Below are 14,427 nucleotides of genomic sequence, written 5' to 3' on the forward strand. Positions count from 1 at the left end.
GACTCGGGAGAAAGAAGCTATGTACAAACTGAACAACAGGGTCAGGGATTACGCCTGGGGATCCAAGACACTCATCGCCGACTACCTTGGCCGCCGCCCGTCAGGTGCTCCCGAAGCGGAGATGTGGATGGGCGCCCACCCGGGAGCGCCGTCGGTGGCACTCTTAAACCGCGGTCACGCCCGCCTGGATGAGCTGATAGATGCTGACCCGGAAGGTCTGCTGGGGCCGGATAGCCGGGCCGCCTTTGGGAATGCACTGCCATTTCTAATGAAGGTCCTGGCTGCTGAATCTCCGCTGTCACTTCAGGTGCACCCAACCCGGGAACAGGCCGCAACCGGCTTTGCAGCCGAAGAGGCCCTCCGTGTTCCCAAAGATGCCCCGACACGCAACTATAAAGACCCCAACCACAAGCCGGAAATGATTCTGGCCTTGACGGACTTCGAGGCTTTGTGCGGGTTCCGGTCCGCAACCGAGGCCAAAGAGATTGTCGATACGCTCGTGACATTTTTCCAGGAGACAGGGGCTGACGTCCCCAGGCTCCTGCCCCACCTAAGCTCCACGCTTGCCCGCCCAGATGAACCAACTGCCATCCAGCAAGCCTTCGCCGGGCTGATCAGGGGCGGCGATGAAGTCTCCGGGACGGTTAGCGCCGTGGCACTGATGCTGGCCTCCAGCATTCCCGAGGGCCCCCACGCGGCGGCTATGAAGACGGCGCTGATGCTCAACGAAGCGTACCCGGGGGACCCCGGGGTCCTGATATCCCTCCTGCTGAATAGGGTTTCCCTGCGTCCAGGCGAAGCGGTATACCTGCCGGCCGGAAACATTCACGCCTACCTGCACGGCCTGGGCATAGAAGTCATGGCTTCCTCGGATAACGTGCTGCGCGGCGGACTGACCACCAAACACATCGACGTCGACGAACTGTTGAGAACAGTTGTCTTCACGCCCCTGCCCGTTCCAAGACTCGCCACAACTTCTCCCGCAAAAGGGCACCTGATCTGGCAGCCTCCCTTCGACGAGTTCCAATTGCAGAGGATCGAGCTGGAACCTGGAACCCGGCACCCGGAGCTTCCGGCAGGGGTTCCGGTGATTGTCTTGGTAGCCTCCGGCAGCGGCGTGGTCGAAGCACGACGGCAGACATTGGAATTGGGAAAAGGCGACACCGCTTTTCTCGGCGCCAAGGAGAACCCTGTGACCTTGAGGGCAGGCGCTAAGGAGCCGCTGGTCGCCTTCGTGGCCACCATAGGGATCCATGAACCAGTGCCACATTAACGGCCTGGCCTTACCTATGACCGTTCCCTTTACGACCACGTCAGGCGTGAAATGACCCACTCAACAAACTCCCTGTTCACAGCCGAGGGGATCCAAACGACCAACGTCGCAGCGGCAGCCTTGATCGGATTGGATATTGGTGGAACCAAGACCCACGGCGTACGGTTCGAAAATGGCGTGCCCGTCGCTGAAAGTATCGCCGGCAGTGCGAACGTCCAGAACGTCAACCGGGAAGCTGCCCGCGCCAACCTAGCGGAGATTTTCGCGGATATCGGGTATGGAGACGTTGGGCAGGTATATGCCGGTGCCGGCGGAATCGACACGGAATCCGATGCCGAAGCCCTACAAGCTCTCATCGCACCTTTCGCACCCAAAGCCCTGACCCGCGTCGTCCACGACTCGCGGTTGCTGCTTGCAGCAGGCCGTGTCAGCAGCGGCGTCGCCGTCATCGCCGGGACGGGGTCAGCGGCCTGGGGACGCGATCCGCGCGGAGTCGAAGCACGGGCAGGGGGCTGGGGCTACCTGCTGGGAGACGAAGGAAGCGGATACTGGCTCGGCCGGGAAGCTGTCCGCCACAGCCTGCGCAGAATGAACCAGGGCTACGAAGCGGACGCCCTCACCCGCAGCCTTTTACGCGCTTGCGATCTGGATCATCCAAATCAATTGATTGCGCTGTACCATTCGGCGGCTACAGGACGCCGGTACTGGGCGCAGCAGGCACGTCTGGTAGTGGATGCCGCTGATGCTGGGCACCTCCCCAGCCAGAAGATGCTCGAGCGTGCAGGGCAGGATCTCGCTGATATGACCGCGCAGACACTATCTCAACTGGGCATCACGGGACCCGTCGTTCTGGGCGGGGGTCTTGGCATGCATGTAATGCAGCTTCAATCAGCTTTCCGTGAAGCCTTGGCCAAGGCCGGGATAAGTGATGTTCGCAGTGTTGACCAAGATCCTGTCTTCGGGGTCACCCAACTCGTCGCGGAACATCTGGCGCGACTGGACTAGCCCCACCGCTGTTTCTCACTCCTCAAACGTTCTCGAAATTTCGCCCGCTGCCATGAAGCGGGCAAGGAGGCCCTCGTGCAATCAGTTAACGTCCCCGCAGCCGACGCTTTCCCGGTCGCCCCCTCAACAGGTGTTCTATCGCCACTGCCCTTGCCGGCGGTGTCGCTCTCGGGAGGATTCTGGGGGGAACGCCAGGAACTAAACCGCGCCGCCATCATCCCCCATGCGGTCTCTTGGGTCACCCGGCTTGACTGGCTGGGCAACCTTGAGAACGCTGCTGCGAAGGAAAAGTACGAGCACCGGGGACGGGAATTCGCCGACTCGGAAATCTATAAGCTGATCGAAGCCATGTCCTGGGAACACGCCCGCTCAGGCGAAACGGACCTCAGCAAGGTCCTGGATTCCTTCATCGACAAGCTCGCCAAAGCCCAGGATCCTGATGGATACCTCCACACATTGTTCGGCCGGCCCTGGCAGCAACCCCGCTATTCCGACTTCAAGTGGGGCCATGAGCTGTATTGTTTCGGCCACCTAATCCAGGCCGCAGTAGCCAACTACCGCGCCACCGGGTCGACGAAACTCCTGGACGTTGGCCGAAAACTTGGCGACCACGTCTGCACCATGTTCGGGCCCGACGGACTGGATAAAGTATGCGGGCACGCCGAAATCGAGGTAGCCCTCGTGGAGCTCTACCGGGTCACCGATGAACGGCACTACCTGGACCAGGCCAAGACCTTCATCGAACGCAGAGGCACCGGAACACTTCCGCTCTTTGAATTTGGCCGGGCCTACTGGCAGGACGACATGCCCGTCCGCGCCGCCACCGTCCTGCGCGGCCATGCCGTTCGCGCCCTGTACCTCGCCGCCGGCGCCGTCGACGTTGCGGTTGAAACCAACGACACCGAACTCCTGGACGCCCTGAAGCTTCAGTGGCAAAACACCGTCGCCCGCCGCACCTACATCACGGGCGGAATGGGCTCTCACCACATGGACGAAGCCTACGGGGAAGACTTCGTGCTCCCGCCGGACCGGTCGTACTGCGAAACATGCGCTGGCGTCGCCTCCATCATGTTCAGCTGGCGCCTGCTGTTGGCAACCGGCGACCCGCAATACGCGGACCTGATTGAGCGGACGCTTTACAACATTGTGGCGACCTCGCCCTCCGCCGACGGCAGGTCCTTCTTCTACGCCAACACCCTGCATCAGCGCACCACCGCCGGGGAGGCGCCACTGAACGAAGACGGTGTTTGCATCCGGGGAGGCTCCAGCGGCCGCGAAGCGTGGTTCGAAGTGTCCTGCTGCCCGCCCAACGTCGCCCGGACCCTGGCCAGCCTCAGCTCCTATGTGGCAACCACGAACGCCGACGGAATGCAGATCCACCAGTATGCGGCAGGCCGCATCCGCGCCGAACTGGCCACCGGTGCCCTGATCCTGGACGTAGAAACAAACTACCCGGCAACGGGACGAATCAAGCTGACCGTGGCGGACGCGCCCGATACACCCGTCAGCATCAGTCTGCGGGTTCCGGCCTGGGCCACCGGCGCAACGCTGGATGCCGGCGAGGACACGAGGCCTGCCCACCCCGGAACGGTCACAGTTACCCGGGCTTTCCGGCCCGGCCAGCAAATCACCCTCGACCTTCCCATGAACCCGAGGTTCTCCTGGCCCGATGACCGGATTGACGCTGTCCGAGGCTGCGTGGCCATCGAACGCGGCCCCGAAGTCTTCGCACTGGAATCCATTGACCTCCCATCCGGTTGGGAACTCTCCGACGCCCAAATAGACACAACGGCAGGCCTCGGCGAACAGGACGGCACTGTCACCGTGCGGCTGGTAAGACTGCACCGCGGAGAGTCCAGCCTCGCCTGGCCCTTCATAAGCCAGGATGAGGCGGTGGCCGCTGGCAGCGCTCAAGCGGCGCTGGTGCCTTACCACTCCTGGGCCGAACGCGGCAGCTCGACCATGAGGATATGGATCCCGGCACACACCCAGGACACTGCCTAACAAACACGTAACGCAGGCCGGTGTGACTTGAACAACACACCGGCCTGCTCTAGCGTAGTTTGTGATATCGATTTCAGCGGGAAGTTTTCCTTCGACGCTCAGGGCCGCGTCCCCCCGCTCAGCAAATTCCGTCTCCAACGAAGGCGTCAGGAACTATGTCCAACATTAAAACCAGCTCTTTGGCTGATCCGGCGCGGACGCAGGATCAGCAAACTGGGCCAGGTCCACAAGCCGAGGCTCGTGGCCCCGCCAGGACTAAAAGCACTTTCAGGGCGCGGTTTCGCACCGACTGGCCCTTGTTGCTCCTCGCCGCACCAGGCATTCTGCTGATCCTGGCTTTCCATTACGTGCCGCTCCTCGGGAACGTCATTGCCTTCAAGGACTACCAGCCGTTCATTGGCATCTGGGACAGCCCCTGGGTGGGATTCGAGAACTTTACCGTTCTCTTCAACGGCGACGCCGCATTCATGAGGGCCTTGGGTAACACGCTCATCATCCTGTTGCTCCAGGTGGTGCTGGTTTTCCCCGCACCTATCGCACTGGCCCTGCTCCTGAACAGCCTCATTTCCAATCGGGTCAAGCAATGGGTCCAGAGCATCCTCTACCTGCCGCACTTCATGTCGTGGGTCATCGTTGTGGCAATATTCCAGCAGATGCTCGGCGGGGGCGGATTACTGAACTCCATGCTCCGCTCGGCGGACATGGCTACAGTGTCAATCATCGGCAACCCGGACCTCTTCAAGGTCCTGATCACATCCCAGGTGATCTGGAAGGACACCGGGTGGGCCACCATCCTCTTCCTGGCGGCGCTGGCTGGAATCGACCAGTCCCTACATGAAGCGGCCGCAGTGGACGGGGCCTCCCCCTGGCGCCGAACCTGGCACGTCACGCTCCCTGGACTGCGCGGGCTGATCATCCTGTTGCTCATCCTCCGTCTGGGCGACGCCCTGACGGTCGGGTTCGAGCAAATCATCCTCCAGCAGCAACACGTCGGGTTGGAAGTTTCGGAAGTACTGGATACCTACGTATTCAACAACGGCGTCATCGGCGGCGCCTGGGGTGTAAGCGCGGCAGTAGGACTGGTCAAGGGAATCGTGGGCCTGGCCCTGGTTCTCGGAGCCAACAAAATCGCCCACATGTTCGGCGAAAGGGGCGTATACCAATCATGACCAATTCCACTCTTACCCAGCGCAAGGCCTCGGCGCGGGAGCGGCGACTTGCCGGTACCGAGCGTCCGATGTGGATGGGCAGGCCGAGCCCGGCCGTGCAAGCTCTGAAGGCTGTCGTCCTGACCCTCGCCTGCGTGCTGGTGATTCTGCCTTTTATTGCGGTGATTTCAACAAGCCTGTCCAATGAGGAGACGGTCCGGCAGGCCGGCGGATTCGTCCTGTGGACTACCGAGCCTACTTTTGCCGCGTACCAGCAAATATTCTCCGGCGGGGTTGTCACCCGCTCAGTGCTGGTCAGCACCGGGGTAACCCTGGTCGGCACATTCATCAGCATTGTGACGACCGTGGCCCTCGCATACGGGTTGGCCCGGCCCAAGACCCTGGGCGCGAAACCGCTGTTGATGACCGTCCTCTTTACCCTTCTCTTCGCTCCGGGACTGATTCCGTCCTACCTGATGGTGAAAGAACTCGGGCTGATTGATTCCTACTGGGCACTGATCCTTCCGGTCTGCGTGAACGCCTTTAATGTGATCGTTGTGCGGTCCTTTTTTATGGACATCCCACAGGAACTTATCGACAGTGCACGGATTGACGGCGCTTCGGAGTTCACCATCCTTAACAAGATTATTCTGCCGTTGTCCCGTGCTGTGATCGCCGTGGTCTCCCTCTTCTATGCAGTGGGCTACTGGAATGCCTTCTTCAACGCCGTCCTCTATCTCAACGACAACTCCAAATGGCCTCTACAGCTCGTTCTGCGCACCTTCGTTGTGCAGGGCCAGACCTACCAGCAGTCCCTCGACGGCTCCGTACCACCTCCACAGGCAGCACTGCAGATGGCCATCCTTGTGGTTTCCATCGTGCCCATCCTGATCGTTTACCCCTTCCTGCAAAAACACTTCGCCAAAGGCATGCTCACCGGAGCCGTCAAGGGCTGACCCCCGCTTCGGGCCAGGCCCGCATCACTTTTCAAAGGAGAAATAACATGACAGCACTCAAACCATCCCGACGTGGGTTCCTCAGCGCAGCCGTCCTGCTGGGAGGAGCAGTTGGGACCGGGCTTCTCTCCGGCTGCAGCGGTGGTTCCTCCACCGGCAACACTGCTGCCAACAGTAAAGTGGCCCTCCCCGCTTATATTCCCTCTTCCCTGGTTGAGGCGGATCTGCCCGGCAAGGGCGCCGCGATCCAGGCCGGATTTTTCAAGTATCCCCTCGATAATCTGAGGAAGACCGTGGCGGCTGCCCCGGGCAACGGCAATAGCCTCAGCTTCCTCACCCTGACCTTTGGAGCGGTCGGAACCGCGAAAGAGCAGAACAAATACTGGCAGTTCATGAACAAGGAGCTGAACGCAGACATGGACGTCCAGACCACTCTTGCGGACTCGTTCCTGCAGAAAGTCCAGACCGTTGTCGCCGGCGGCCAAATACCCGACATGGTCACCTTCGGCAGCAACTACCCGATCCCGCAGACGCCTGCCCTCCTGAAGTCCAAATTCACCGACATCACAACCCACGTCTCGGGCGATGCCATCAAGGACTACCCGAACCTGGCCAACATCCCCACCGAGGCGTGGCAGGCAACCGTCTTCAACGGCGGCATCTACGGCGTCCCCTGCCCGCGGCCGACGGGCGGTGCTCCCATTCTTGCCTACACCGACAGCTTCAACGCGGCCGGTGTCACGGCAGCGCCTAAGAACCTCGAAGACCTCCGGAAGGCACTCAAAGCCGTGACCGACCCCGGAAAGTCTCTCTGGGGCGTCTCAAATCCCTTCTCCGCCGCGTACTACGGGCGTCTTGGCAATGGATCTCCAAACAACTGGCGTGAAGAGGGCGGCAAGTTCACCCACGAGATCGAAACCGAAGAGTTCGAAGCGGCATTGGCGTGGGCCGCCCAGGTCAAACAGGACGGATCAATACATCCCGACGGGATCACCGTGGAGGATGGCAACCGGCTCTTTGCCGCCCGCAACGTAGCCACCACTCTTGGCAGCGCCACCGGCTGGCCCGGTGTGTACGCTGCAGCGGTCAAAGCTGGCACCAAGGTTGCGCCTTGGGTGGCCCCCGCCGCTGAAGGAAAGTCAGCCGTACTTCATGCCGGCAGCCCGTACGGGTTTTTCACCGCATTCGCAAAGACCGACGACGCCGAGCGCATCAAGGAAATGCTTCGAATCGCCAACTACATGGCTTCGCCCTTTGGCAGCCAGGAACACCTCAACGTCACCTACGGTGTCAAGGACCTCCACTGGACAGACAAAAACGGCGTCATCACCCCCACGGACCTGGCAAAAACCGAAAAAGGCATCAGCTTCAGCTACCTCAGTAATGCACCCATACCGCAGTTCAACCCCGGCTTCGAGGAGGGCACCAAGCTCATCCACGAATTCCAGACCAAGACGGAACCCATGCTGATCAATGACCCCAGCCTTGTTCTCTTCTCCGACACATGGAGCAACAAGAAGGCCCAGCTGAACACGCTGATCACTACCGCCATCAATGACGTGGTGCTCGGCCGTAAGCCCGTGACGGCGATCAAGTCCGAATTGGTTCCGGCATGGAAGGCTGCCGGGGGAGACCAGGCGCGCAAGGAATTCGAGGAAGCCTTCGCCACTGCGTAGGCCCTTCGCAGGCGGCGTGCGGGAAACGGTCTCGTGGAAGGCCTTTCCCGCGCACCAGGCCACCGGACGGCGACCCGGGCCAACATCTATTCACTCCAATCCGCATTATTAGTCCCGAAAGGACCCCATGTCATCCGCCATCGGCCTGAACGCCCACGCGCAGGACACCGGAGGAGCTCACCCCGACCACTGGCTTGATTTCGTACACTTCGGCCACGAACAATCCGAAGCCGAGCACGCGCTCAACAGTGAGGCGAGCATCGTCATCGAAGATGGCATGGATGTTGACATCCGCGTGCTCCCCACGGGTGCTGACACGACACTCATCGGGCAACCCGGTGAGCCGGCCAGGATAGCACTGCCGCTTCAACCGGCAGCGACCAGGCTCGCAGACCTGCGCTTCACGATGAAGGTCGACCCGCTCCAGCAGAACTACCTGACGGTCAAGTTCTGGGGCGAGGATTCATCGGCCTATAAGACCCTGGTCCTCGTTAACGGCGAGCAGGCAGCGTACCGAACCGGTGGGGACTACGAGCCAATCAACGTTGGAACACGGGGCGGCCTCCCCGGCCGGTTCTTCCATTCGACCGCCGCGCTTCCGCTGGCTTCAACCACCGGGCAGCAGATCGTCGACATCACCCTGAGGACATACGCCCTGTCCTACCGGACCCTCGCGGGAGAGACTGGGTTTGAAAAGGCCACCAATATCTCGCGTCGGTTTTTCTCCGCCGGTACACACACCGTCCCTGCACTGCCCCCCTCAACCCTGCTGGCCGGCCCGCACTCCTCAGCAGACAATGCACCGCAGCCTTCCTACCTCAAGCCAAAACGAGCGCCGCTTGAGCAGGAAACCGCGATGGTGCACGGCTTCCGCCGGTGGCAAAAGAACCACTTCAACGAGCTGGAAGCCCGTACTGATCGGGGCGAGCCGCTGCCGATCAGCAGGTACGAGGACGACCTCCGCTTTTATGCCGAAGCGCTCCTGCTGGAATGGTCACCCGCCACAAGCAAGGAGCATAAGCGGCAGGGTCTACGGCGGATCTTTGCAACCATCGACCACTACACCCGTGAATACTACGGAAACGTCCTCCTGCTCGGAACGGGGGGACACCAATCAGACTGGGGCGGCTACTATGCGGCCCTCGGTGAGGCGCTGTACATCGTCGAGAACCTGATTGCTGACCAGGACGTGTACGGTTCCGAAGAGTTCGAATCTCTTCTGACGGAGCCATTTTCCACCGGCAGCACAGAGGGCAGAACCTCACTTGCGGACACCGGCTGGGACGGCGGCCCACTGACGCGGAAGGCGGCATGGGAACGCGTCCTGAAAGCAAACTTTGATTTCGCCCGCTCCCGGCTCAGCTACATCTACAACCAAGTGATGTACACCTACGAAGGTGCTTGGAAAGCGCACGAAGGGCTGCGCATCATTGGCTCGCCCTTCTACCAGGGAAAGGAACGCAGCCACCACATCGTCCGCGAGTTCCTGGGGATAGCGCCGTTCCCTGGCGAGGAAGTGCTGGTCGGACCCGACGGCCGCGAACTGGAGGTGCATCACTCGCTTTTCCATCACGACGGCAACGCCGAATACACCGAAGACTACGCCCAGATCATCATGAAGGGCCTGGCCCAAAGCAAACTCACCGACGACGGCAGCCAGGTCCGCAGGATGCCGTACGGGCCACACTACTACGGACTGACCCTGGCCGGGCTTACACGTGAAAACGGCTACGTCGGAGTGTACGGAGAATCAACAAACTACTTCCCCTGCTGGTTCTTTCGAACTCTCGGACACTCAGGCGACGAAGAACTGAACGACGACATCCTGAAAGTGGCCTTGAAGAACCTGCACGCGCGGGGATTCACCCGGTATCAGGGACAAACAGCGGCGGGACACCGGGCCATGTTCATGCAGCAGGTGATCGACGACCGGAACAGCGACTACCCTGGCCGCCCGGCCTACGGCACCGACGAAGAATCCGGCGCCGCCCTGCGCTACGCGGCGCTGGAAGAATTCATGGCACGGAACCCGGACCGGTACTCCGCACCGGAATGGGAAGATTACCGCGAGTATGCAAGGGAAGCGACCGGTTACGCCCAACAGCAACTACTGGACACGCAATTCTTTGACTCATTCCAGCGGCGCTGGCTCGACCGTAAGCTCAAATATGATCTCCGGATCCAGGAAACCTTCCACTACCTCACCGGAGGCAGGGAAGCCCTTCTCGGGTCTACCGGTGCCGGCCGCATCCTGCCCCATGCGCATCTGGACGCCTTCTCCGCACACGAGCTGAAGGAACTCGGCGTTGAGCCGGGCTGGGACAACACCTCCTTCGCGTGGGTCGACATCGACAATTTGCTGGTCTCTGCGCGCGACGGCGACACCCACCTCTTTGCAAACCTGCTGGAACGAAACACTGGAATGTCGGGCGCAAGCAGGGCACACCTGCAGTACGGAAGCACCGAACAGCTCCTCCACTTCCAGGCCGACGTCGACATGACCAACAGCTACGTGGCCATCCGCGGCACAACCCGTGAGGAATACCGGCAAAAGGCCCAAGACGAAGTTATAGAAGGCCGGCCTTTCGCCCTCACCGGGGAACTCCTCCCCGTGGCCGCCCAGCACGGCGCCGGGGAGATCCGGCGCGACAACTTCGTCGAAGACAACCCCTATTCGGCCTATCCGGAGCTTGCCACCGCCTGCCTGGGGGAGTACTTCATCGCGATCAACACCACCCGGACCAGCTACGGAAACAGGCGCTCCATTGCTGTCACGTTGCCCTTCGAACACGACCAAGCCGGCGTTCAGGACTTGGTCAGCGGGGCACGTCTTGCCGTGGCAAACGGTCAATTGACGCTTCAGCCGTTGTCCGCCGTCGTCCTCAAAATACGAATGTCACCATCCGGTGCGCCTGTCCCTCCCGCCCGCGTCCCCGCGGTCATCGCCACGCCCGGGCACGGAAAAATCGGGCTGAGCTGGAAACCAGTTGCAGGAGCGTCCAGCTACACCGTGGCGAGGACGGGGGGACACTCCGAACCGGAAATTTTGGCCCAAGGAATCCCGGGTACTTCGGCAATTTTTGACGCCGACGACCAGACAGCGGCTGACTATACCGTCACCGCAAACGGCACCCTTGGGACCGGGCTGCCTTCCCAGCCGGTGCGGTGTACGGCCTTGCCGAGCACCGGGGGCTCAAGCCTGCAGCCGGCCCTGATAGGGCGGGGGACTGCTGCCCTGATCACAGCCGTCAAAGACCGCTATGAATTCAGAGAAGTAACAGCCGCTGGGTTTGCCGGTGGCGATGACGCGAACCTGTATCTGCGCGGCGAGGCCGACGCCGTGGCGGCCGCAACGGCTCTGGCAGAAGGGTCGTTCCAGGTCACGGCCCGTCTAACCGATGCTGCAACGACAGCAGGGGTGTGGCTGCGGGAGAACCTGACAGGACGGTCCCGCTACGTCTTCTTCGGACTCGACCACGGCTCCCTCGTGCTGCGCACACGCACCCTGGATACCCGCGAAGACTTCGGCGCAGGAAACCCCGGGGACGACGCCGGCGGAGGGCAGACGCGAAGCCCCTACACGCGGGAGGTCCACGGCCTGCCGGTTCCTGCCCGGCCGTGGCTCCGCCTGCAGCGCGACGCTGAGGGCCACCAAATCACGGCACTTGCTTCGGCTGATGGCAGGTTGTGGCAGCGGGCCGCCCTAGACATAGTGCCCATGGCGCAAATTGTGCACGCGGGCGTCTGTGTAACCGATGACGCAGTGTTTGAGGCCGTGGGCATCTCCTGCCTTCCGCGGGACATCCCGGTGCTGACGGCTGCCTACGGGGGATCGAGCGTTCAGCTCATGTGGACCAAACCCAAGGCGGTGACCGTCTTCGATGTTTATCGTGTTGATGAGGATGGCACGTCATTGGCAGGCGAGAGTCTGTGGCAGACCTCCATTATCCTGCCCCCGCCCTCAAGGCCTTGCAGGTACAAGGTTGTTGGCAGGGGGCCAGGCGGCCGGTCTGTCGGTAGCAGTGAGTTCCTGCTGGGAATTCCTGACGGCCCGGACCGGGGTGCATGCGAAGGGACGTGATCTTGCTGGGATGCAGGAAGGCCGGTGTTGACGGGTGATGATGCCATTTCCACCGGCCTTTTTGTGCGCTGTGTCAGTTTTGAGTTCTGAAGGTTAGCTGAGGCGGACTGTCACAGTCACGCCTCAGCTAATCCTTTCGCGTTCGCGGCTTCACGAGGCCTTTATGAGGACCAGAGCCTGATGAGCGCTGACGTTCAAGGCGGCGCCGTTGATGAAGCCGTTCTCGTTGGACTGGCGGTCGCGTCGCCGCTATTGAGGACAACCAGGGCACGCTCTCCGTTGGCAGCGAAAGTTCTAACGCTTTGAGGGTCCCTGAGCCGGTTCCGCGTTCGATAGTTTCCATGGGTTTTCCGTCCTTTGCCCGTGGCTGGAACAAGACCGTGCGGTCTGTTCCACCAGGTTGGTCAAGCTGCAGCCACTCTTGGTGCTCGGGCGGCCAGTCGCAGGAGACTCTGCCTTCGTCGAGGCCATCCGAGCGCTGCGCTGATCCGCGGAGGTGAGCATCCTGACCAGGCACAGCCGAAGGGCGGGTGAACCCGGAAGCGCCGAAAGCGAAAAATTGTGACTTGCATCTCTGAAATCGATATCATATTCTGTGTTAGCGGCTCGGTCGCCGCAGCTGGTCTTACTTCCCGTCACCGGCCATAGGAGCCCGTATGACTGAAGTGTCACGCCGCAAATTTTGTCCAAGGGGCATCGGGGGAAAAGCAGTTATGTAAAAAAGACAGCCAGCGGCCACTTATACAGCGCGCAAGCAACGAAGTTCCGGCTCGCTTGGCCGCCGTTTCAGCCGGACCAACTGCTGACGGACACCCCTCATCCGCAGGAGAAAAATGAGCTCAACAACATCAACCATTCGTCGCGTGTCAGCCGTTGAAGTCGCAGCGCTTGAGGCTGCGCTAAGTGCTGCCGTTGAAGCTGCTATCCCCGATGCACTAGCAATGCAGCATGGCCTCAGGGTAATGCGGCTGGGACCCGGGGAATACCAGGTGCTAACCGATCCGGACGTCCCCTGCGGCTACACCGTCTGCGACACCTAGATATGGAGTAGTGCGGTTCCAGAGAAGCTCTCCGAGTACCGGAACTTTTGCAGCTAGTCCCGACGGGCAGGAACAGCCCTAAGGGCCCCTGGCTGCGATCAACCGGCCAGTTTCAAAACGGGAAGCAAGCGACCAGCTATCCTTGGCAGCTCCGCATTTCCCGGCTCATCCCTGCGGACAACGGCTTGGGCAGCTTTCGGATTTTTGCAGTGAGATGCCGGCACAGAGCCCCGCCGATCACCGCACTGACTCATGATGTCTGTCGGTAGCAAACTGATGCGCCTGCAAAACGCAGGCAACGATTCGAAGATGACTCTCCACGCCTTTCATGCGCCACATCTATGCACCTCAATAAAAATGCTCACTCACCCTGGAGGATTTATGGGCTCGGAAAAGAAACCTATCCGCGTTGCCATGAACGGCATCACCGGCCGGATGGGCTACCGCCAGCACCTGCTGCGGTCGATCCTGCCTATCCGTGACGCCGGTGGCTTCACGCTTGAAGACGGGACGCGCGTGCAGGTCGAACCGATCCTGGTGGGCCGCAATGAAGCGAAGATCCGCGAACTTGCGGAAAAGCACAAGGTCTCCGAATGGACCACCGACCTGGACGCGGTCATCGCGGACCCCACCGTGGACATCGTGTTTGACGCTTCCATGACCAGCCTCCGCGCCGCCACCCTCAAGAAGGCCATGCTGGCCGGCAAGCACATCTTCACGGAGAAGCCGACGGCCGAAACCCTGGAAGAGGCCATCGAACTGGCCCGCATCGGCAAGGAAGCCGGCGTCACCGCCGGCGTTGTCCACGACAAGCTGTACCTCCCCGGCCTGGTCAAGCTCCGCCGGCTGGTGGACGAAGGCTTCTTCGGCCGCATCCTGTCCATCCGCGGCGAATTTGGCTACTGGGTCTTCGAGGGCGACGTCCAGGCGGCCCAGCGCCCGTCCTGGAACTACCGCAAGGAAGACGGCGGCGGAATGACCACCGACATGTTCTGCCACTGGAACTACGTGCTCGAAGGCATCATCGGCAAGGTCAAGAGCGTCAACGCCAAGACCGCCACCCACATCCCGGCACGCTGGGACGAAGCCGGCAAGGAGTACAAGGCCACCGCCGACGACGCCTCCTACGGCATCTTCGAACTCGAGACACCGGCCGGGGACGACGTCATCGGCCAGATCAACTCCTCCTGGGCCGTCCGGGTATACCGCGACGAACTGGTGGAATTCCAGGTGGACGGCACCCA

The 14,427-nt window shown here is 61.3% G+C and carries 8 protein-coding genes; all 8 read left to right on the forward strand.

The features are described from left to right. Nucleotides 1-19: 19 nt before the first annotated feature. A complete protein-coding gene (manA, locus tag DFO47_RS16270) occupies nucleotides 20-1,273 on the forward strand; it encodes a mannose-6-phosphate isomerase, class I (RefSeq protein WP_133832307.1) in 1,254 nt (417 codons plus the stop codon). 51 nt (nucleotides 1,274-1,324) lie between these two features. Beyond that, a complete protein-coding gene (locus tag DFO47_RS16275) occupies nucleotides 1,325-2,278 on the forward strand; it encodes a BadF/BadG/BcrA/BcrD ATPase family protein (protein ID WP_133832308.1) in 954 nt (317 codons plus the stop codon). 75 nt (nucleotides 2,279-2,353) lie between these two features. Further along, the gene (locus tag DFO47_RS16280; RefSeq protein WP_133832309.1) at nucleotides 2,354-4,282 is read left to right on the forward strand and encodes a beta-L-arabinofuranosidase domain-containing protein; all 1,929 of its coding nucleotides are present in this window, start codon (nucleotides 2,354-2,356) and stop codon (nucleotides 4,280-4,282) included. 296 nt (nucleotides 4,283-4,578) lie between these two features. Next, on the forward strand, nucleotides 4,579-5,451 hold the full coding sequence (locus tag DFO47_RS16285; RefSeq protein ID WP_243835509.1) for an ABC transporter permease subunit: 873 nt from the start codon (nucleotides 4,579-4,581) through the stop codon (nucleotides 5,449-5,451). Continuing rightward, nucleotides 5,448-6,386, forward strand: coding sequence for a carbohydrate ABC transporter permease (locus tag DFO47_RS16290; protein ID WP_133832311.1), 939 nt, complete (start codon nucleotides 5,448-5,450; stop codon nucleotides 6,384-6,386). Before DFO47_RS16285 ends, DFO47_RS16290 begins: the two co-directional genes overlap by 4 nt. Before the next feature lie 47 nt (nucleotides 6,387-6,433). Next, nucleotides 6,434-8,062 (forward strand): hypothetical protein, encoded by a 1,629-nt coding sequence (locus tag DFO47_RS16295; RefSeq protein WP_133832312.1) that lies wholly within the window; start codon nucleotides 6,434-6,436, stop codon nucleotides 8,060-8,062. A gap of 127 nt (nucleotides 8,063-8,189) precedes the next feature. Beyond that, nucleotides 8,190-12,143: a Tat pathway signal protein gene (locus DFO47_RS16300; RefSeq protein ID WP_133832313.1), complete on the forward strand. Its 3,954-nt coding sequence runs from the start codon at nucleotides 8,190-8,192 to the stop codon at nucleotides 12,141-12,143. Nucleotides 12,144-13,564: 1,421 nt separating this feature from the next. Beyond that, nucleotides 13,565-14,427, forward strand: an 863-nt coding sequence (locus DFO47_RS16305) for a Gfo/Idh/MocA family oxidoreductase (protein WP_133832314.1), incomplete at its 3' end; no start/stop codon positions are given.

Source organism: Arthrobacter sp. AG258, assembly GCF_004364695.1.
Lineage (GTDB): Bacteria > Actinomycetota > Actinomycetes > Actinomycetales > Micrococcaceae > Arthrobacter.

What these genes read in the sequence shown, in the direction of transcription:
- DFO47_RS16295 (WP_133832312.1), top strand. Translation starts at nt 6,434, where the DNA reads ATGACAGCACTCAAACCATCCCGACGTGGGTTCCTCAGCGCAGCCGTC.
- DFO47_RS16300 (WP_133832313.1), top strand. Translation starts at nt 8,190, where the DNA reads ATGTCATCCGCCATCGGCCTGAACGCCCACGCGCAGGACACCGGAGGA.
- manA (WP_133832307.1), top strand. Translation starts at nt 20, where the DNA reads ATGTACAAACTGAACAACAGGGTCAGGGATTACGCCTGGGGATCCAAG.
- DFO47_RS16290 (WP_133832311.1), top strand. Translation starts at nt 5,448, where the DNA reads ATGACCAATTCCACTCTTACCCAGCGCAAGGCCTCGGCGCGGGAGCGG.
- DFO47_RS16275 (WP_133832308.1), top strand. Translation starts at nt 1,325, where the DNA reads ATGACCCACTCAACAAACTCCCTGTTCACAGCCGAGGGGATCCAAACG.